This is a genomic window from Wenyingzhuangia sp. IMCC45574, from assembly GCF_054182685.1.
The window spans coordinates 1,020,890-1,041,818 of sequence record NZ_CM135169.1 but is presented as its reverse complement, the minus strand read 5'-3'; the positions used below and the strand labels follow the sequence as shown (position 1 = coordinate 1,041,818).

Genomic DNA, 20,929 nt, shown 5'->3' with positions numbered 1-20,929 from the left:
AGAAATACAATGCTATGGAGAAAAAAAAGACCTGAACACTCCAATACAAAGTAGGGCAACATCAAAAATCGATTTATAATGAAGAAATTAATTAAAAATACAACGCTTGTTACAGCTTTATTAATGCTATGTAGTTGTGCAATTGTTAAAACAGAAAGTAATCCTGTATCTAAAGTTGTAGAAGTAGCAGGAGAGAATAAAAACCAACTGTATGTAAAAGCAAACAACTGGATGGTAAGTGTATTTAATAATGCCGAATCTGTAATACAATTTACAGATAAGGAGTCTGGTACAATTACAGGTAAATATTTATTAGGTACAATAGCAGCAGCAAGTAAATATGGTTCTGCACAATATGCGTATGCAATGATAAAAATACAGGTAAAAGATGGAGCTTCTAGAATTACCATCACTCCACAATCCTTTACCTACGCTAAGGGAAATATATTTACTTTGTATACCAAAGAGAAAGCAGATAGAGATATACAGGCTTTAATACAGGACTTTGAAACTGCCATACAAAAGAAAGAAAACAATAATTGGTAAATATTTAATGAATTGCAGAAGTATTTCTAGACACTCTCCTTACATGTTCTTGGGGAGTGTTTTGTTTTTTGTTAAAAAAATAAAAAAATGTCTAAAGAAATAGAAAATTATACAGGCTTTAGAGCTGTATTTAGGAATATATTTGGTCGTTCTTCTAAAGTAAAGAATACTAGGGAAGATGAGATAGCCATAAATAAGGAGGAAACATTGAATCTTGAACATGAAAGAATATTAGAGTTTATAAAAAAGTGGGAGGAAGAAAATAAGTTTGAATCCTTAGAAGAGAGTAACAGTAAGTTTAAAGAGGATTATGGTAGTTTTATAGAAACGGGAGGTTTTTCTTATGAAGTAGTTCAAGAACATAGAGATGGTTTAGAAAGAGATAAAGCTCTTAAGGATAGTATGTCTGAATCTGATAGAATCTTAGATTTTATAAAGTCATTTAGAGAAGCGAATGAAGGATTGGAATTAGAAGAAAAAAACAAAAGATTTACAAAAGCTTTTAAGAAATTTTTATTAGAGGGGGATTTCAGTCAAGAGACATTGAGTAATCATCATAGTGTTGTAAAAGGATGATAGATGTACATGTGGAATTAACTTCTATCAATGTGCTTACACTGCACAAAGTTTTTATATTTTTAACAAAAAAAATCTTATATCAGTTACAAACTTGATACTAATTGCTAAAGTTACAACCATTGCAAAATCACAAATTAGGAGAACTTCTCAGACAAAAAATTAATAAAAATGACAAGCTTTCTATTATTGCTTCATATTTCACAATATTTGGTTTTAATGAATTAAAGAAGGAATTAACTGATATAAAAGACTTTCGGTTTATATTTAGTTCAGCTTTATTTGAATTTTCAGATAAAAATTATGCCATACATAAACCTTTGGATATTAATGGTAATGAGTTAGAGTATAGGTTTAAAAACAGGCTTGATATACACAAAATTTCTAAAGAGTGTGCAAACTGGATAAAAGATAAAGGAGCTATCTACACAACTAAAGTACCTGGTGTAATTGGTACGAATTTAATTCATATTAACAATAAAGAATCCGCAGGTTTCAATATATCTAATTCAAGTCTTTCTGCATCAGATTTAGGCTATACTCCCAATAATAAAATAACTATGAATACAGTTACAACCGAAAAAGAAGTAACTGAACAAATGTTGAATTTTTTTAACCAAAATTGGGCTAATGAAAAATTAATGGTCGATGTAAAGGAGCTCGTTTTAAGGCAAATAGAATTAGCATACAAAGACAATACTCCGCAACATCTATATTTTTTTACACTTTATAATATTTTCAAAGATTACTTAACTGATTTAGATGAAGAGAAAATCATAAAGTCTAAAACGGGTTTTAAAGACACTATTGTTTGGAATAAGTTATACAAGTTTCAAAAAGATGGTGTACTTGGTACAATAGATAAAATAGAAAAATATGGAGGTTGCATCCTAGCAGATAGTGTTGGTCTAGGTAAAACATTTCAAGCCTTGGCTGTTATTAAATACTATGAACTAAGAAACGATAGAGTTTTAGTGTTATGCCCTAAAAAATTAAGGGATAACTGGCTTGTTTATGCAACAAATGACAAAAGGAATATTTTAAATGAGGACAGGTTCAACTATGATGTCTTGAATCATACAGACCTAAGCAGAGAAAGAGGCTTGTCTGGTGAAATAAACCTAGAAACCTTAAACTGGGGAAACTATGATTTAATTGTTATAGATGAATCTCACAATTTCAGAAACAATAACCCTAGAAGGAACAAAGAAACGAGATACGAAAAATTAATGAATCAGATCATTAAGTCAGGGGTTAAAACAAAAGTATTAATGCTTTCTGCAACTCCTGTGAACAATCGTATGAACGATTTAAAAAATCAGGTTGCGTTTATTACTGAAGGTGAAGAAACGGCTTTCAATGAACATGGTGTTGAAAATATAAATCATGTAATGAAAGTAGCTCAAACCCAGTTTAACAAATGGCTTAAAACTCCAAACGAAAATAAAAATGCATCACAGTTACTAGAATCATTAGATGCTAGATATTTCAAGCTTCTTGATTTAATTACGATAGCTCGCTCAAGAAAACATATTGAACGTTATTATGATTTAAAAAATATAGGAAAGTTCCCTGAAAGACTTTCACCTAAAAACGTAAAGTCTGATATTGATATACTAGGTGAATACTCCTCTCTACAAAGTATTAACAAAGAAATAAGAAAACTTAATTTAAGTGCCTACTCTCCTCTTAAATATGTTAGGTCTGATAAAAAAGATGAATACAATAGGAGCTATGACCTAACACTTGAATCAGGTAGTGTATTTAAACAAGTTGACCGAGAACAAAGTTTAATACACTTAATGCGAGTAAACCTCCTAAAAAGAATGGAAAGTTCAATTAATTCGTTTGGGCTTACTTTAGATAAATTACTGAGCAATATTAATACTATGTTGTCTAAAATTGAAAATGAAGATGCCTTTTTAGATGAAAAATTATTAATAGAAGAAATTGATACTGATGATACTACTTTAGATGATTTTTTAATAGGTAATAAGGTTAAAGTTCTAATTCAAGATTTAGATCTTATTAGATGGAAACAAGATTTAAATGAAGATAAGACTCGATTAGAAAAATTACTAAAAGAAGCAATTACCATTGATGAAAAAAGAGATGCAAAACTAATTCAATTAAAAAAAATAATTACAAATAAAATTTCTTCTCCATTAAACCTAGATAACAAAAAAGTAATAATATTTACAGCATTTTCAGATACAGCAACTTACCTATACAAAGAAATTCACAAATGGGCTAAAGATACCCATCAAATAAACACCGCATTAATCACTGGTTCAGGTAGTAACAAAACTACTATGAAAGGAATTAGAACAGATTTAAATGAGCTGTTAACTAACTTCTCTCCTCGTTCAAAAGAACGAAATAAAACACAACCTAATTTAGAAGAACAAATAGATGTTCTTATCGCAACTGATTGTATTTCAGAAGGTCAAAATCTTCAAGATTGTGATTATCTAATTAATTACGATATTCACTGGAATCCTGTAAGAATTATTCAAAGGTTTGGACGTATTGACCGTTTAGGGTCTATTAATAACAAAATTCAGTTGGTAAATTTTTGGCCTAATATGGAATTAGATGAATACATCAATCTAGAGGCTCGTGTAAGTGGAAGAATGGTTTTATTAGATATTTCTGCTACAGGAGAAGAAAATGTAATTGAGGACAATGGACAAATGAATGATTTGGACTACAGAAGAAAACAATTACAGCAAATGCAAAATGAAGTAGTTGATTTGGAAGAAGTACATGGAGGAATCTCTATTACCGACTTTACATTTAACGACTTTAAAATGGATTTAATGGATTATTTAAAGAACAATCAATCTATTTTAGAGCAAACCCCAACAGGTATACACGCAATAGCAAAACTAAATATGGGGGATATTCCAGAAGGAGTTATTTTCTGTTTAAAACAACGTAAAACAAACAATAAAGATAATTATCACAACCCAATAGCTCCATTCCATTTAGTATATACAAATATGGATAGAGAATTAGTATTCTCGCCCAACCAAAGCAAAAAGGCTTTAGATTGTTATCAAAAAATAGCATCATCTGAAAATAGTTTAGCTGATGAATTAATAGAAATATTCAAAAAAGAAACTAAGAGAGGTAAAGATATGTCTGCTTACATAAATTTACTTGAGGATTCAGTACAAGAGATTATTGGTGTAAATGAAGAAAAAGGAATGGCAAGTTTGTTTTCTGCTACTGGTACAAACATTAGCAACAATAACTTAAACTCATTAAACGACTTTGAAGTAATTTCTTACTTGGTAGTAAAAAAATAAGGATATGAAAAATGCAAAAGAAATACTTAACATACCAAACGAGTCTTGGGTAGATAAAAGAGTACCAAAGGCTATGATTCTTAGAGAAGTTGATTTATCTCTCAACGAAAAAAAAATACTAAAAGAATATATTGTAGAAATTAGATTGCTTGCCAATTATGTGTTTTCTAATTGTCATATAGATGCGTATGAAAGTGATACCGAAAGGTATAATGAAATACAGATTATAGCTGTAACACATACAAATCAAAAACACGCTAACAATATTGTAAAACTATTACAAAAAATAATTCCTTTCCCTCTAGTATTAATATTAGAATCTGAAAACCACTGGGCTTTATCCGTTGCAAAAAAAATAAAACATAAAGTTGATGCTAATAAATTAGTTATAGAGAGCTTTACTATTACCAAATGGATAAACGCTAATGATAATAATGAGGTAATTGAGAGTTTTAAAACCAATTTAGATACAACTAAATTTAATAAATCAAATCTTAAAGAGTTTTATCAAGGCTTTGCAAATGCTATTGTCAATTTTCAGAGTGCCTCAATTACAGGTGTCTATAAAAATAAAGATAATAAAGCTATTGAGTATGACAAAGAAACCCTATTGAACATAGAAGAATTAGACAAAGAAATAACGAGCCTTAAAAGCACCATAAAAAAAGAAAGTGTCTTTAGCCAAAAATTAGATTTAAACGTAAAAATTAAAGGCTTAGAACAACAAAAACAGCAATTAATTGATAAACTACACCAAAACAACTAAAATGTTTTTGAAGTTGTTTAAATTTGATTTTACACTTTTCTAAAAATAGTTTGCACCCAATACTATGACAAAACAAATTGAAAAAATAGAAGCTAACGACCCATTAAGCCAAAGTGCTAATATTGTAGACCAAAATATAGACCAATTAAAACAATTATTTCCTGAGGTTTTTAAAGAAGGAAAAATTGATTGGCAAGAACTACAAGCTACTTTAGGCGAGCATATAGATGAAGAAAATGAGCGTTTTAACTTTACGTGGAATGGAAAGAGCATGGCAAGGCAAGAAGCACAAAAACCTAGTACTGGTACGTTAAGACCTTGTCCTGAAGAAAGTGTAGATTGGGAAAACACCAAAAACCTTTATATAGAAGGAGACAACCTAGAGGTGTTAAAGCTTTTACAAAAAAGCTACCACCAAAAGGTGAAAATGATATACATAGACCCACCCTACAATACAGGGAAGGACTTTGTATATAAAGACAACTACAAAGATAATCTTAGCAATTACCTAGAGCTAACAGGGCAAAAAGACAATGAGGGAAACAAACTACACACCAATAGCGATGCTAGTGGACGTTACCACTCCAATTGGTTAAACATGATGTACCCTCGTTTAAAATTAGCACGTAACTTATTAAAAGACGATGGGGTAATTTTTATTTCTATTGATGAAATAGAGTTTAATAACCTAAAGTCTTTATGTAACGAAATATTTGGTGAAGAAAACCATATTGCTGATTTTGTTTGGAAGAATAAAAAAGGTGGTGGAAATGATTCTAAATATGTAGCTGTTGAGCACGAATATGTAATTATGTATGCCAAAAACGAAATTGAATTACATAATTTATTTGAACCTTATAAGCCTGAATATCTAAAAAGATACAATGAGGAAGACTCTGAAAGCAAATTTTTCTGGGATACTTTCAAAAGAAAATCAGGTAAACAATATTATCCTATTTTATGTCCTGATGGTACAACTTTAGAAAAAGATGAGTTTGGTAATAAAATTAGTTGGTTAAGATCAAAGAATAGATTTGAAGAGGACTATACTAAAGGTGATGTTAGAATTTTAAAAAATAAAAAAACCAACAGTTGGTCGATTCAATTTAAACAAAGACTACCAAAAGGAAAAAAACCAAGAACTGTATACCTCGAAGAATCTATCTTCGATACATTAGGTACTACTAGCCAAGGAAGCTCTAGAGTTTTTGAATTGTTTAACTCTGATGTGTTTTCTAATCCAAAGCCATTAAATTTAATAAAACATCTAATTTCATTCTCTGCAAATAAGAACAATGATATAATTTTAGATTTTTTTGCAGGTTCTGGTACTATTCATGATTCCATGATAAATCAATCTGTTGAGGATTTAATACAGAGAAGAGTTATAAGTATTCAGTTACCCGAAGAAATTAGAGGAGAAAATGAAATAGCATTAAATGCTAAAAAGCATAAATTTAATACAATTGCAGAGCTTTCAAGGGAACGTATCCGTAGGGCAGGTAAAAAAATAGCAGAAGAGCACCCTGAAAAAGTCAAAAATTTAGACTTAGGGTTTAAAGCATTTAAATTAGATAGTTCTAATATAAAGACGTGGTCTCCAGACACAGAAAATATAGAGCAAGAGCTTTGGGACAGTGTAGAAAACATAAAAGCAGACAGAACCGAAAATGACTTGTTGTATGAAATTCTATTAAAATACGGGCTAGACCTTACAGCTCCTATAACAGAACATAGTATTGAGAATACAAAAGTATACAGTGTTGGTTTGGGTGCATTGTTGGTTTGCATGGCTAACCAAATAACAGTGGACGTAGCCCAAGGGATTGCAGAGCTAAAAGAAGAACTACAACCAGAAACTTGTAGAGTAGTATTTAAAGACAATGGTTTTGCCAATAGTGCAGATAAAACCAATGTGTTACAAAAGCTAAAGCAACACCAAATAGAAGAAGTTAGAAGTATTTAAAATGGCCAAAACAATGAAGATAAAATTCGAAAGTGAGTTGGTCTACCAACAAGAAGCCATAGATTCTGTAGTTAATATATTTGAGGGGCAAGAAACATGTACCACCAACTTTACGGTAGCACCCACTCCAACCGAGAATGGGCAAACAACCATGTATACCTCCAATTTAGGAGTTGGTAACAAATTAACCTTACTAGATGAAGAACTACTAGAAAACATTCAAAAAATACAACTTAGAAATGGTTTAAAGCAAACACAAAAATTAAGCTCTAAAGACTTTTCGGTTGAGATGGAAACAGGTACAGGTAAAACCTATGTGTATTTGCGTTCTATTTTTGAAATGAACCAAAAATATGGGTTTACCAAGTTTATTGTTGTTGTACCATCATTAGCAATTAAAGAAGGAACGAACAAATCTTTAGAAATTACCAAAGACCACTTTAAAGGCTTATACGACAATGTAAATTACGACTTCTTCACCTATGATTCTAGCAAGCTAGAGCAAGTACGTAGTTTTGCAACCAATGATTATATCCAAATTATGGTTATAAATATTGATGCTTTCCGTAAAAGCTTTACAGACACCACAAAAGAAACCAATGCAAACATCATTCACCGTGCAAACGATAAACTAAATGGATACAAACCTATAGATTTTATCAGTGCTACAAATCCTGTTGTAATTATAGACGAACCACAATCTGTAGACACAACTCCCAAAGCCAAAGAGGCTATCAACTCTTTAAAACCTCTATGCACCTTACGTTATTCTGCTACCCATAAAGACAAATACAACCTAATGTACAAATTAGATTCTGTAGATGCCTATGAACAAAAGTTGGTAAAACAAATAGAAGTTGCATCCATAGAAGTAGAAAACGTACACAACCAAGCTTATATAAAGCTCTTAAAAACAGATAACAAAAAGGGATTAAAAGCTTATATAGAAATAGATAGTTTTAAAAATGGTAAAATTACTCGAGAGAAAAAATGGGTAAAACAAGGTGTAGATTTGTATGAGGATGTTACCAAGAGAGAAGTTTACGAAGGGTACATTATAAAAGACATTAGTGCCGAAGCTAATAATGAATACATAGATTTTACCAGTAGACCCGAGTTTTTAAGCCTTGGTCAAACCATTGGTTCGGTGGATGATGATTTAATCAAAAGGAAACAAATTAGCAAAACCATTGAAGAGCATCTTAACAAGGAGTTAATCCTAAACCCTAAAGGGATTAAAGTACTTAGTTTATTTTTCTTAGATAAAGTTTCAAATTACAGACTGTATAATGAGGATGGTGAACCAAGTAATGGAAAATATGCTCAGATGTTTGAGGATGAATATATCAAACACATAAAGCATCCAAAATACAAAACGCTTTTTGAAGGAATTAAGGACTTAGATACCGAAGTAGACAAAATACACAACGGGTATTTTTCTATGGATAAAAAAAGTAAGAAGAGCAATAAAAAAGACAAATACGAATTTTATAAAGATTCCTCAGGTAAAACCAATGCTGATAACGATGCCTACAACCTTATAATGAAAGACAAGGAACGCTTGTTGAGTTTTGATTCAAAATTGCGTTTTATCTTTTCGCACTCTGCCCTAAAAGAAGGTTGGGATAATCCAAATGTATTTCAAATCTGCACCTTAAATGAAACGAGTTCAGATATGAAAAAACGACAAGAAATCGGTCGTGGATTACGTTTGGCGGTAAATCAAGAAGGAGAACGTGTTAGAGGTTTTGAAGTGAATACATTAACCGTAATGGCAAATGAATCTTATGAAGATTTTGTTGAAGAACTTCAAAAAGAAATTGAAAAAGACACAGGTATAAGGTTCGGAATTGTAGAAACTCACACTTTTGCCAATTTAGTTACAGGTATTGATGATGAAGAGCATAAATACTTTGGAGAAGAAAATTCTGAAAACCTATATGATTTTCTTTTAAAGAAAGGCTATATAGATTTGAAGGGAAAAGTTCAAGACTCTCTAAAAACAGATTTAAAAAATAATCAGGTTGAAATTCCCGAAACCTACGATTATTTAAAAAGCCCTATTGTTAAAATCCTTAAAAAAATAGCAGGTAATTTAAACATCAAAGATGCAGGTGAAAGAAAGCACATAAAAATTAACAAGCAAGTTTATTTAAGTGATGAATTCAAAGACTTATGGGATAAAGTAAAATACAAAACAACCTATGCCGTAGATTTTGATTCGGATAAATTAATAGAAAGATGTGCCAAGTCTATCAATCAAAATTTAATAGCAGGTAAAGGTAAATTTATCTATAAAAAAGCGATAACAGAAATTACCAAAGGAGGGGTGTCTGCCAAAGAGTCAAAAACCTCCACTTCCATTGTAGATTCAAAATACATTCGTCTACCTGATGTAGTTAGCTATTTGCAAAATGAAACAAATTTAACAAGAAAAGCTATTGTAGAAATCCTAACACAAAGTCAACGCTTAGATGCTTTCAAAAACAATCCTCAAAGATTCATAGATGAATCTATAAGATTGATAAAAACAGAAATGAGGCATGCTATAGTAGATGGTATTTCTTATCAAAAAATTGGAGAAGGAGAATATTACAAACAAGAACTTTTTCAAAATGATGAATTAGTAGGTTATCTTAAACAAAACTTAACTACTTCTACAAAAAGTCCATTTGACCATGTAATTTACGATTCTGCAATAGAAAAAGATATTACAGCTGATTTTGAAATAAGTGAAGAAGTAAAAGTATATGCCAAGCTTCCTTCTTGGTTTAAGATTGATACTCCCTTAGGAACATACAATCCAGATTGGGCTGTGTTATGGGATGATGGAGTTTCTAAAAAGCTCTACTTTGTTATCGAAACCAAAGGAGCTTTATCTTGGGAGTTTTTACGACCAACAGAAAAAGGAAAAATTGAGTGTGGTAAAAAACATTTTGAAGCACTTGGTAATAATATAAGCTTAGAAGTAGCAAATAGCTATGAGAGTTTTGTAGATGTTGTTACTGGGGAAAGTTAAAATAAGATAGCTATATAGATAATTTGTTTAAAGTTAATGTATCTTTGTGTAAAGTTTTGATATGAAAGTGTTTAATTATAAAAAATCTGTTCAGGCAGTAAATCTCTTTGCTAATTTAGAGGGGAGAGAGATTAACTATACGAAAGCTATAAAATTAATATGGCTTTCAGATAGATATTATTTAAGGAATCATGGTAAAACAATAACAGGGGACAAATATTTTGCTCTAAAAAATGGTCCTTTAGCTTCTTGTACATCGGATATCATTAAAGCGTATAATTTAAGTGATGAGGAGTTGTCTTATAGAGAAGAGTTTTTTGAGGTAGCAGGTTATATCTTAAAATCTGTTAAAGAGCCTAATTTAAAAGTTTTTTCAAAAAAAGAACTAGAGATTTTAAAATTGATTTATAAAACATTTTCAAACGAAACATGGGATAGTTTATCTAATTTCTCTCACATCTTTCCTGAATGGAAGGTGTATGAAGATGAATTAAACAAAAATCCTTCAAGCAGATATAAAATTGATATGAATATGTTTTTTAAGAATGTTGTTGAGGATTCAGGCTTATTTCAAAATTCATCAGAAGAGTTAGAGGATTTAAAAAAGTATCATCAAGAATTTTTCTCACAATATTGTTACTAACATATGGAGTTACCCTCTTGTTTATCCTCTATTCTAGTTAAAGAAAAAAAAGTTTTTTATTTTGTTTCAGAACAAATAAATAAAGTACCTCATAATTTTGTGGTACTAAAAAACATAGATAATTCTTTGTTATTTTTTTCTTGTTGTACTTCTCAATATGATACTGTTTATAAATACGTAATGCGTAATGGGTATGATGAAAAAACTATAGCTCATTTAGATTATAAAACACATTCTTTTCTTACAAAACCAACTTTCATTAATTGTAATAGTAAAGTGGAATATTCCTATAATGATTTTATGTCTTTGTATAATAAAGGTCGTATTAAATATAAAGGAGAAGTAAATGACGATGAGTATGAAAGGATTGTTGAGGGTATTCTTTTAAGTGAAGAAATTGAAGAAGATTTTAAAAATTATTTAAGGTAATTTCCCCACAACCCAAAACCCAGTTTTTTCGTACCTCAAAAGCCTCTGTGTTTTGTGTTGTTCCCGCATACAGCCGCATAAGTTTTGCCTTTTTTTAGTCTAGTAGGTTTTGCATATGGCACTTAGCGTTTCATAAAATCAACCCTAATTACCACAAGCAAAAGCGTTCTTATTTCATCAAAAAACACAAAAATTTTCCAAAGCTAAGTAACATAATGGGTAGTTATAATAAAGCCCATGAAGTCAGCCACATCACCAAAGCTATAGTTATAACTCAATTATGTTAAATAGCCAGCATGCCTGTGCTTTAGATTATAGTAAAAAGAAAGTAGATTAGGAGGCACAAGAAGCTGATAAGTATTAAATTTCCCTTAGCCTCATTCATCGGCACAAAAACTTTACTAAGTCCAAGTTTTCCTTATCAAACTTATTTGTTTGTCTCATTTCATTAAGTAAAATTAAACGATAGATTTAATTCCAAATTGCCATGTGTTTTTAGTCGGTAAGGAGTGTAAAATAAAAAGCAAGTATTAAAAGTACCCACTAAAACCACCGCTTGGTAAAACGTTGTCCATTCCGTTACTCTCCATTCCCAACACTTTACTTTTTGCCCTATAATAATAGAGATTAAAATCCTGTTTTGGATAAAAGATAGCAAATGTAGTTGCTTACCATCAGCCAACGCTCTATGCAGTAAAGGTCAAGCCCTACGGGTTTTGATAAAACTTTGATGAGTTAAAAGTAACAGTAAACATCTTATACCAAACTTTTACCAAAAACCTTGACAGCATTTGCCACAGCAACAAAACTAAAGGCATCTTTTTTCCAAAAAAAATATTGTGCGAAGCGTAGCAGGGCGGAGCGTGAAGAAAGAGTCTAGTAGACTCTTTTAGCGAACGAGCCAGATGGCGGGTAGGCTGACAATTTAAATTGGATAGCTATGTTTTGTTTTGAAATTAAAACCCATCGAAAAGGAAATGAATACCAAAAACCATACTTCTTTATTCTGAATAAAGGATTAAACAGCGGAAAATCCTTAGTAGAACCCTGTCCGAATTGTTACGTAGTACTAACGGATTTAGAATCAGACAGAAATACACTATTTCATTTAAGTTTAATGTTGCAAATAGGAGGTTTTTATAAGCCTAATTTGAAAGGAAGTGTTATTCTGTTTATCACGATAAAAGACTGCTCTAACACACTTAAAAATGGTTTAAATAACACTACAAACTCTAGTTTTCAATCGATTTTACAAGTGGTGTCTGAAATTCATCAAAATGAATTGAAATACAAAGATTTACTAAAGAAAATGGAGGCTTTAAAAGTAGGATTTATACGTTCTTGCTTTTTGAAGCCCTAGCCTATAGTATTTTGACGACAATACCTTGTGTATAAAAGGCTTAAATATAAAAATTGTATCTTTATAAGCGTAAAAAAGTTTAAAAGCAATAACAAGTCCGTACCAACACTAAACGAGTTTAATTTTAAATTTTTTATAAGTATGGGAAAGATTTCTCAAGGTATTTTAGGGGGAGTTTCTGGTAAGGTTGGTAACGTTATTGGAGGAAGTTGGAAAAGCATTAATTACATTAGAGTAAAGCCTACTAATGTAGCAAATCCAAGAACAGAAGGACAGGTGAATCAACGCACAAAATTTACTTTAGCGTTAGAGTATTTACAACCAAACAAAGAGTTTTTAAAGGTAGGTTATAAAGCATATGCAACCAAAAAGTCTGAGTTTAATGCAGCAATGTCTTATGTATTAAATAATGCTATAGGAGGTACTGCACCTAACTTTACAATTGATTATTCACAAGCTTTATTAAGTAGAGGTAGTTTGTCTACAGCATTGAATCCTACGAGTGATTTATCTACTGCTGGACAGGTTGATTTTGCTTGGAATGATAATTCAAGTGATGGTAATGCAAGCACAACAGATAAAGCAATGTTATTGGTTTACAATCCAACAAGAAAAGAATCTGTAATTGTGAAAGATGGTGCTGATAGATCTACAGGTTCTGAATCAGTTTCTATTCCTACAAGCTTTGCAGGAGATACAGTAGAGCTGTTTATGGCATTTGTTTCTGAGGATGGTAACCAAGTATCGAATAGTGTGTATTTAGGCTCTGGTACGGCTGCTTAAAACTTTTAAGTTTAGATACATATTTGACAACCGTTTCTATATGATTTAGAAGCGGTTTTTTTATTTGTTAAATATTTCTATTTAATTGATTAAGCTAGTGTTTATCTGTATTTTTACAAAGCAAACAGAAGCATAACGTTCATTTATTTTGTACAAAACTATCGTATAACAAGGTGTGTTAATCGGTGGACTTTTTGTAGTGTAGCTTTGAATCCCTTATATATAAAGATATTGGTTGTGTTCGGTGAGTCCCGTCCAGACCGCGAAAGCTCTCAAAGAAATTTGAGAGCTTTTTTTATTGCCTTATTTTCTTTTTTGTAGAGAAGATCCATCATGTCTCATCAATTAGAGTATTCCTTTTAAAACGTTTTTTAGCAATCAACCTAAGAACGAGAGGTTGTTTAAAACATATGGATTTAGTAAAAAGGGAAGTCGTTTATTAACAAGTGTCTTTATTTAAAATCTTTATGAATAAACGCTTTTAGAGCCTATCAATTGAGTACAGGACAGTATTCCGAATAATCAACATTAATTTTATTCTATACTACTAATTTTAAAAGATGAAATAAGATGAAAGTAGGATTGTTTATTCCTTGTTATATAAATCAATTGTATCCTCAAGTAGGGATTGCAACTTTAGAATTACTAGAGAAACTAGATGTGGATGTGTCATACCCTTCGGGACAGACTTGTTGCGGACAGCCAATGGCAAATTCGGGGTATGAGAACGAGTCTTTTGGGGCGTGTAATAATTTTGTAGAGAATTTTAAAGACTATGATTACATTGTTACGCCTTCTGGAAGTTGTGCTTATCATGTTAAAAAGCATTACAATATTTTAGAGCAAACAGCAGATGTTGTAAAGGTTCGTGAAAATGTCTATGAGCTTTGCGATTTTATTGTAAATGTGTTAAAAATAAAAAATGTAAATGCCAATTTCCCATATAAGGTTGGTGTTCATAAGAGTTGCCATGGTCTAAGAGGTTTAAGGCTAGGATCTTGTTCAGAAGTGGTTGGAGCTAGGTTTTCCTATTTAGAAGATTTGTTAGGAAATGTAAAAGGGCTTGAATTAATGCCTGTAAAAAGGTCGGATGAATGTTGTGGTTTTGGTGGAACCTTTGCAGTGGCAGAAGAAGCTGTTTCTGTAAAAATGGGGAAAGATAAAATTAACGATCATTTGGAGAGTGGTGTTGAGGTAATTACAGCAACAGACACCTCTTGTTTGATGCATTTAGAAGGTTTGGTTAATAGAGATAAGAAGCCGTTAAAGATTTTACACGTTGCGGAAATACTGAATAGTAATATTTTATCTAAAAATAAATAATTATGAGTCATCCTAAGTTAGCGAGTATTTTTAATAAAGATGAAAAAAAGGTTGATTGGCACGATAAAGCTCTTTGGTTTGTTAGGCACAAAAGAGATAAGAGTGTTCATATTGTAAAGGCTTGGGAAGAGCTAAGAAACCTTGGTCATGGAATTAAAGCTCATATGTTATCTAATTTGGATAACTATTTGATAGAATTTGAAAAAAATGCTTTGGCAAATGGTGTTAAAGTACATTGGGCAGCAAATGCACAAGAGCATAATGAGATTGTACATGGTATTCTAAAAGAGAACAATGCTAAAAAGGTGGTTAAGAGCAAGTCTATGCTAACAGAAGAGTGCCATTTAAACCCTTTTTTAGAGAAAGATGGAATAGAGGTAATAGATACAGATTTAGGGGAGCGAATTGTTCAATTGGCAAAAGAACCACCAAGTCATATTGTTTTACCAGCAATTCATAAAAATAAACACGAGGTAGACGAACTGTTTCAAGAACATTTGGGTACAGAACCTTGTGATGGTGATCCACAGTATTTAACTCACGAAGCTAGAAAGCACTTAAGAGAAAAATTTATAAGTGCAGATGTTGCTATTACAGGGGTAAACTTTGCAGTAGCAGAAACAGGGTCTGTTGTAGTTTGTACCAATGAAGGAAATGCAGACATGGGGGCACATTTAGCACCCGTACACATAGCTTGTATGGGAGTAGAAAAAATTATTCCTAAACAAGAGCATTTAGGAGTTTTCTTGCGTTTGTTAGCTAGATCGGCTACAGGGCAACCAATTACAACCTATTCTTCACATTTTAAGAAACCTAGAGAAGGTGCTCAAATGCATATTGTTATTGTAGATAATGGTAGGTCAGAGCAGTTAAGTAGACCCGATTTTAGAGCATCATTACATTGTATAAGATGTGGTGCTTGTATGAATACTTGTCCTATTTATAGAAGAAGTGGAGGTCATAGTTATGATGCAACAATACCAGGTCCAATTGGTTCAATCTTATCTCCGGGTAAAGATTTAAAGAAACATAGTACATTGCCTTTTGCTTCTACTTTATGTGGTTCTTGTTCCGATGTATGTCCTGTTAAAATTGATATTCATTCTCAACTATATAAATGGAGGCAAATTATTACCAAAAACACGCCTCAACCTTTTGTAAAGAAGAAATCAATGGAGTTAATGGGGGATCTTTTTGCAAAACCAACAAAGTTTGAAAAGGTAGGGTCTATTGCAAGGTGGTCGCTTAGGAATTTGCCAAAATCCGTTATAGATTCTAAACCGAATGTTTGGGGTAAATCAAGAGACTTACCTAAAGGACCTAAGCAAAGTTTTGATGAGTGGTACAAAGAGAGGAATAAGAACAAATAAATAATATCAGAAATGGGAAGTAGAAATCAGATATTAGAAAGAATAAAGAACAGTAAGCCAGAAAGTATAGCGTTACCAGCTATTGATGCTGCTATTTTTGACGAAGGATTAGATTTGCTTAAAGAGTTTACCAAAAAAGTAGAAGTAGTTGGGGGTAACGTATTCCAGGCAACATCTTATCAAGATATTATTGAGCAAAGCTTAAAAATGTATCCAGGAACAAAAAAGAATCTTTCAACAATTGAGGAGTTGGGTGTGTTTAATACTGTTTCTTTAGAGGAGGTTAAGACTCCAGATAAATTAGAAGATTTAGATTTATTTGTGGTAAAAACAAGTGTAGCAGTGGCAGAAAATGGAGCCTTTTGGTTAGAGCATTCAGATTTGCCAATGAGAGTTTTACCTTTTATAACAAAGCATTTGGTGGTAATTCTTAAAGAAGAAGATATTTTACCATACATGCATCAGGCCTATAATAAATTAGGGCCTTCGGATTATGGAGTGTTTATTTCTGGACCTTCTAAAACCGCAGACATAGAACAATCTTTAGTAATAGGTGCACATGGAGCATTAAGTCTTTCGGTGTTTGTTCTAAAGTAGTTTATAAGTACGTATATAAAAATGAAAAATCTAAGGAGTAATGACCTTAGATTTTTTTTTGCTGTAATTTGTAGTTTTAACTAAAAAAAAGTCCAATGGGGTTGCCATTGGACGATTTCACTTGAAACAGTGCTTTTGGTTGTAAATATGTAGAGGTATGTATTATTTGTGTTGCTTAGCTTTAGCGTGGTCTCTCCATGCTTTAAATCTCTCTTTACCTAAGATAGCTCTTACTCCTTTAAAGAAAGTCTGATTAACTGTTTTAAGCCCTTCTTTATCTCCTTTTTCTAAAGTGCTCTTTTGTTTCATCGCTTCAACTTTTAAGTTGAAAATTTCTGTTGCTTCTGATTCATCAATAGAGACAACTTCTTTTATTTGGTTGGTAATTGCTGTTGCTCTTTTTTCAAAATTAGACTGTGCATTTGTAGTTACTGTAGCAAATAATACCATTGCTACCACTAATAATTTTTTCATTTCTTAACTTTTAGATTAATTGTTTTTTCAATATCTAAAATCTTTGTTAAACAAGTGTGCTGAACACTATTGCAAGCGTGTAAAGGAGTTCAAAATTCATACACATCAGTACACTTAAGACTTCTTTTAAAGTTAATTTTAATCATCAGAGTATCTCATTGTCCAATTTTAATATTTGGATATACAAGAGAATTAATGTTTTACGTCAAAATAAATAAACAAAATTCATGCGTTATTTAAAGTGTTTTTTAGCTGCTGTAGTAATTATTACGAATATAAGTGGTGTTTTTAGTCAACAAAAAAAGAAGCAAATAAATAAACCAAATATCATTTTTATATTAACTGATGATCAGAGGTTTGATGCGATAGGTTATGTAGGTAATAAGTTTGTTGAAACTCCTGAAATGGATGACTTAGCAAAAAAAGGAACTTACTTTAAAAAAGCAATTGTAACAACTCCTATTTGTGCTGCAAGTAGAACAAGTATTTTAACAGGATTGTACGAGAGGTCTCATAACTACAACTTTCAGACAGGTAATGTAAGAGACGAGTATATGGATAATTCTTATCCTAGATTGTTAAAAGATAATGGTTATTATACTGGTTTTTTTGGGAAATATGGTACAAGATACAACCACTTGGACAAGCAGTTTGATGAGTACGATTCTTATGATAGAAATCACAAGTATAAAGATAGGAGAGGTTACTACTACAAGACTATAGGTAAAGATACAGTACACTTAACAAGATATACAGGACAACAAGCGTTAGACTTTCTAGATAAAAATGCAAAAAATGATAAGCCATTCTGTTTGTCGTTAAGTTTTAGTGCTCCACATGCACATGATAGTGCTAAAAAGCAATACTTCTGGCAAAGCGAGATGGATGCAATGTTAGAAGATGCAACAATTCCAGAACCTGCTTTAAATGATGAGAAGTATTTCTTGGCACAACCAAAAATAGTAAGAGATGGGTTTAATAGATTACGTTGGACATGGAGGTATGATACCCCAGAAAAATATCAACATAGTTTAAAAGGGTATTATAGAATGATTTCTGGAGTAGATTTAGAGATCAAAAAAATCCGTAAGAAATTAAAAGAACAAGGAGTTGATGATAATACGGTAATTATCGTAATGGGAGATAATGGTTATTTCTTAGGAGAACGTCAATTTGCTGGAAAGTGGTTAATGTATGATAACTCTATTAGAGTTCCTTTAATTGTTTTCGATCCAAGAGTTAAAAATCATCAAGATGTTGATGCGATGGTGTTGAATATAGATGTTCCACAAACCATTGCAGACTTAGCAGGAGTAAAAGCTCCAAAAACATGGCAAGGAAAGAGTTTAATGCCTATTGTAAACAAAGAAAAAACATCTTTAAGAGATACGGTTCTTATAGAGCATATATGGGACTTTGATCATATTCCACCAAGTGAAGGAGTAAGAACAGAAGAGTGGAAATACTTTAGATATGTTAATGATAAAACAATTGAAGAGTTATACAACTTAAAGAAGGATCCGCTTGAGACTAAGAATTTAGTTAAAAAGAAGAAGTATAGAAAAGTTTTAGCAGCATTAAGAGCTAAAACAGAGGAGTTAATTAGCAGAAATAGCAATCATTATAGAGCAGCACCATCAGACTTAACAGTAGAGTTAATTAGAGAGCCTAGTACAGATGTAAAGATATTAGATACTAAACCTGAATTTGGATGGACGGTTCCTTTAGGGGCAAAATACCAAAGAGCATATCAGATTTTAGTAGCTTCTAACAAAGCGAGTATTAATGCGAACAATGGAGACGTTTGGGATAGTAAAAAAGTAACCAGTTCTAAATCTACAGATGTAGAGTACAAAGGAACAGCATTAGAGGTTGGTAAAACTTATTTTTGGAAGGTTAGAGTTTGGGACGAGGAAAATCGATTGGTTGATTATTCAGCACCTCAAAAGTTTACTATTGGAAAAAGCAATACTTACATTCAGTCTACAGAGAACAAGTTTGAAATAAGTAACATAAAGCCAAAGAAGTTTCAAAAGAGAGGAGACGTTTACTTTATGGATTTTGGAAAAGCAGCCTTTGCTACTTTAAATTTTACGTACAATGCTACAACACCACACACTCTAACAGTTAGAGTTGGGGAAATGGTAGATAGCAAAGGTAATGTAAACAGAACACCTCCAAAGGTTAGTAATATTCGCTATCAAGAATTAAAAGTTGATGTAAAACCAGGTCAAACAGAATATCAGATTAAAGTACAATCTGATGAAAGAAATACAAGACCTAATAAAGCCATTCCTTTACCAAATGGCTTTCCTCCTTTAGTGCCATTTAGGTATGCAGAAATTGAAGGTTTTAAAGGTGTACTTAGTGCAGAAAGTTTTACACAACTTGCCTTTCATACCTATTGGAATGAAGAAGCAAGTAGCTTTAAGAGTAATAATAAAATTTTAGATAAAGTTTGGGATTTATGTAAATATTCTATCAAAGCAACTACGTTTAATGGATTGTATGTAGATGGTGATAGAGAGCGTATTCCTTACGAAGCAGATGCTTATTTAAATCAGTTAAGCCATTATACAACTGATAGAGAATTTGCAATGGCACGAAGAACTATAGAGTACTTTATGCAACACCCAACATGGCCAACAGAATGGCAACAACATGTACCCTTATTAATTTATGCAGACTATATGTATACAGGTAATACAGAGTTAGTAGCACGTTATTATGAGTCATTAAAGCATAAATCTTTATACGAATTATCTAATGAGGATGGACTAATTACGTCTACTAAGGTAGATGCAGCTTTTATGAAAAAGTTAGGTTTCCCAGAAGGATACAAAAAACCTTTAACTGATATTGTAGATTGGCCAGGAGCTAATTTTAACAGAAGTAAAACCAAAGGAGAACGAGATGGATTTGTATTTAAACCATATAGCACGGTAATTAATTCTTTCTTTTACGAGAATATGAAGATTATGGCTGAGTTTGCTAAAATTTTAGGAAAAACAGAAGAAGCTTTAGATTTTGAATATAGAGCTGCAAAAGCTAAAAAAGCGGTAAATGAACAAATGTTTGATAAAAAACGAGGGGTTTATGTAGATGGAATAGGAACAGATCATGCTTCTTTACACGCCAATATGATGCCTTTGGCTTTTGGTTTGGTACCAGATGAGTATAAGCAATCGGTAGTAAATCATGTGAAATCTAGAGGAATGGGATGTAGTGTTTATGGAGCACAATTTTTAATGGATGGTTTGTACAATGCTGGTGAGGCAGATTATGCTTTAGATTTATTAACAGATACTTCGGATAGAAGTTGGTATAACATGATTAAAATTGGATCTACCATTACTTTAGAAGCTTGGGATAACAAATACAAAAATAATTTGGACTGGAATCATGCTTGGGGAGCTGTACCAGCAAACGTAATTCCAAGAGGTTTATGGGGTATAAAACCTAAAACAGCAGGGTATGGTATTGCTTTGATTAAACCTCAAATGGGTAAATTAAAATCAAGCTCCATAGAGGTTCCAACTGTTAGAGGAACAATTAAAGGGAAGTATACATACAAAGGAAAAAGATTACAGACATATGAAATTGAAATTCCTGGAAATATGGTTGCAGAGTTTTCTTTAAACGGTCTTAATGGTAAAGATTTGTTACACAATGGTCAGAAAGTTCCTTCTTCGTTTAAGTCTATTAGGTTAACACCTGGTAAACACGATATTCAGTTAAAAATTAATTCATTTTAATCCTAAGCAAC

15 protein-coding genes are annotated in these 20,929 nt (G+C 31.8%); 14 read left to right on the top strand and 1 reads right to left on the bottom strand.

The genetic code is table 11. The features are described 5' to 3' along the window. The first annotated feature begins 78 nt into the window (after nucleotides 1–78). The 13 genes from ACXHHC_RS04430 (at nucleotide 79) to ACXHHC_RS04370 (ending at nucleotide 16,689) form a co-directional block, all read left to right on the top strand. Nucleotides 79–546: a DUF4468 domain-containing protein gene (locus ACXHHC_RS04430; RefSeq protein WP_458228448.1), complete on the top strand. Its 468-nt coding sequence runs from the start codon at nucleotides 79–81 to the stop codon at nucleotides 544–546. Between the two features lie 87 nt (nucleotides 547–633). Continuing rightward, nucleotides 634–1,122, top strand: a complete 489-nt coding sequence (locus tag ACXHHC_RS04425; protein WP_458228447.1) for a hypothetical protein — start codon at nucleotides 634–636, stop codon at nucleotides 1,120–1,122. A gap of 122 nt (nucleotides 1,123–1,244) precedes the next feature. Further along, a complete protein-coding gene (locus tag ACXHHC_RS04420; RefSeq protein WP_458228446.1) occupies nucleotides 1,245–4,433 on the top strand; it encodes a helicase-related protein in 3,189 nt (1,062 codons plus the stop codon). Nucleotides 4,434–4,437: 4 nt separating this feature from the next. Next, nucleotides 4,438–5,199 carry a DUF4391 domain-containing protein gene (locus ACXHHC_RS04415; RefSeq protein ID WP_458228445.1) on the top strand — a complete coding sequence of 254 codons (762 nt, stop codon included), beginning with the start codon at nucleotides 4,438–4,440 and terminating at the stop codon, nucleotides 5,197–5,199. Nucleotides 5,200–5,263: 64 nt separating this feature from the next. Further along, nucleotides 5,264–7,165, top strand: a complete 1,902-nt coding sequence (locus ACXHHC_RS04410) for a site-specific DNA-methyltransferase (RefSeq protein WP_458228444.1) — start codon at nucleotides 5,264–5,266, stop codon at nucleotides 7,163–7,165. A 13-nt stretch (nucleotides 7,166–7,178) separates the two neighbouring features. Further along, complete coding sequence (locus ACXHHC_RS04405; protein ID WP_458228443.1) at nucleotides 7,179–10,184, top strand: type III restriction-modification system endonuclease; 3,006 nt, start codon at nucleotides 7,179–7,181, stop codon at nucleotides 10,182–10,184. Between the two features lie 61 nt (nucleotides 10,185–10,245). After that, nucleotides 10,246–10,827: a Panacea domain-containing protein gene (locus ACXHHC_RS04400; protein ID WP_458228442.1), complete on the top strand. Its 582-nt coding sequence runs from the start codon at nucleotides 10,246–10,248 to the stop codon at nucleotides 10,825–10,827. Between the two features lie 3 nt (nucleotides 10,828–10,830). Further along, on the top strand, nucleotides 10,831–11,256 hold the full coding sequence (locus ACXHHC_RS04395; RefSeq protein WP_458228441.1) for a hypothetical protein: 426 nt from the start codon (nucleotides 10,831–10,833) through the stop codon (nucleotides 11,254–11,256). Between the two features lie 940 nt (nucleotides 11,257–12,196). Beyond that, entirely contained in the window at nucleotides 12,197–12,616 is a 420-nt protein-coding gene (locus ACXHHC_RS04390; RefSeq protein WP_458228440.1) for a DUF6943 family protein, read from the top strand. Nucleotides 12,617–12,757: 141 nt separating this feature from the next. After that, a complete protein-coding gene (locus ACXHHC_RS04385; RefSeq protein ID WP_458228439.1) occupies nucleotides 12,758–13,399 on the top strand; it encodes a DUF6266 family protein in 642 nt (213 codons plus the stop codon). Nucleotides 13,400–13,969: 570 nt separating this feature from the next. Next, nucleotides 13,970–14,722 (top strand): (Fe-S)-binding protein, encoded by a 753-nt coding sequence (locus ACXHHC_RS04380; protein WP_458228438.1) that lies wholly within the window; start codon nucleotides 13,970–13,972, stop codon nucleotides 14,720–14,722. Between the two features lie 2 nt (nucleotides 14,723–14,724). Continuing rightward, on the top strand, nucleotides 14,725–16,092 hold the full coding sequence (locus ACXHHC_RS04375) for a lactate utilization protein B (protein ID WP_458228437.1): 1,368 nt from the start codon (nucleotides 14,725–14,727) through the stop codon (nucleotides 16,090–16,092). 12 nt (nucleotides 16,093–16,104) lie between these two features. Then, a complete protein-coding gene (locus tag ACXHHC_RS04370; RefSeq protein ID WP_458228436.1) occupies nucleotides 16,105–16,689 on the top strand; it encodes a LutC/YkgG family protein in 585 nt (194 codons plus the stop codon). A 162-nt stretch (nucleotides 16,690–16,851) separates the two neighbouring features. Here ACXHHC_RS04370 and ACXHHC_RS04365 read toward each other — a convergent pair whose 3' ends face one another. Then, nucleotides 16,852–17,163: a hypothetical protein gene (locus ACXHHC_RS04365; protein ID WP_458228435.1), complete on the bottom strand. Its 312-nt coding sequence runs from the start codon at nucleotides 17,161–17,163 to the stop codon at nucleotides 16,852–16,854. A gap of 227 nt (nucleotides 17,164–17,390) precedes the next feature. On the opposite strand from ACXHHC_RS04365, the gene ACXHHC_RS04360 reads away from it, so the two are divergent. After that, complete coding sequence (locus tag ACXHHC_RS04360; RefSeq protein WP_458228434.1) at nucleotides 17,391–20,918, top strand: sulfatase-like hydrolase/transferase; 3,528 nt, start codon at nucleotides 17,391–17,393, stop codon at nucleotides 20,916–20,918. The last annotated feature ends 11 nt before the right edge of the window (nucleotides 20,919–20,929 follow it).

Coding starts and splice junctions, on each gene's coding strand:
- ACXHHC_RS04430 (WP_458228448.1), top strand. CDS start 79: ATGAAGAAATTAATTAAAAATACAACGCTTGTTACAGCTTTATTAATG.
- ACXHHC_RS04425 (WP_458228447.1), top strand. CDS start 634: ATGTCTAAAGAAATAGAAAATTATACAGGCTTTAGAGCTGTATTTAGG.
- ACXHHC_RS04415 (WP_458228445.1), top strand. CDS start 4,438: ATGAAAAATGCAAAAGAAATACTTAACATACCAAACGAGTCTTGGGTA.
- ACXHHC_RS04410 (WP_458228444.1), top strand. CDS start 5,264: ATGACAAAACAAATTGAAAAAATAGAAGCTAACGACCCATTAAGCCAA.
- ACXHHC_RS04405 (WP_458228443.1), top strand. CDS start 7,179: ATGAAGATAAAATTCGAAAGTGAGTTGGTCTACCAACAAGAAGCCATA.
- ACXHHC_RS04400 (WP_458228442.1), top strand. CDS start 10,246: ATGAAAGTGTTTAATTATAAAAAATCTGTTCAGGCAGTAAATCTCTTT.
- ACXHHC_RS04395 (WP_458228441.1), top strand. CDS start 10,831: ATGGAGTTACCCTCTTGTTTATCCTCTATTCTAGTTAAAGAAAAAAAA.
- ACXHHC_RS04390 (WP_458228440.1), top strand. CDS start 12,197: ATGTTTTGTTTTGAAATTAAAACCCATCGAAAAGGAAATGAATACCAA.
- ACXHHC_RS04385 (WP_458228439.1), top strand. CDS start 12,758: ATGGGAAAGATTTCTCAAGGTATTTTAGGGGGAGTTTCTGGTAAGGTT.
- ACXHHC_RS04380 (WP_458228438.1), top strand. CDS start 13,970: ATGAAAGTAGGATTGTTTATTCCTTGTTATATAAATCAATTGTATCCT.
- ACXHHC_RS04375 (WP_458228437.1), top strand. CDS start 14,725: ATGAGTCATCCTAAGTTAGCGAGTATTTTTAATAAAGATGAAAAAAAG.
- ACXHHC_RS04370 (WP_458228436.1), top strand. CDS start 16,105: ATGGGAAGTAGAAATCAGATATTAGAAAGAATAAAGAACAGTAAGCCA.
- ACXHHC_RS04365 (WP_458228435.1), bottom strand. CDS start 17,163: ATGAAAAAATTATTAGTGGTAGCAATGGTATTATTTGCTACAGTAACT.
- ACXHHC_RS04360 (WP_458228434.1), top strand. CDS start 17,391: ATGCGTTATTTAAAGTGTTTTTTAGCTGCTGTAGTAATTATTACGAAT.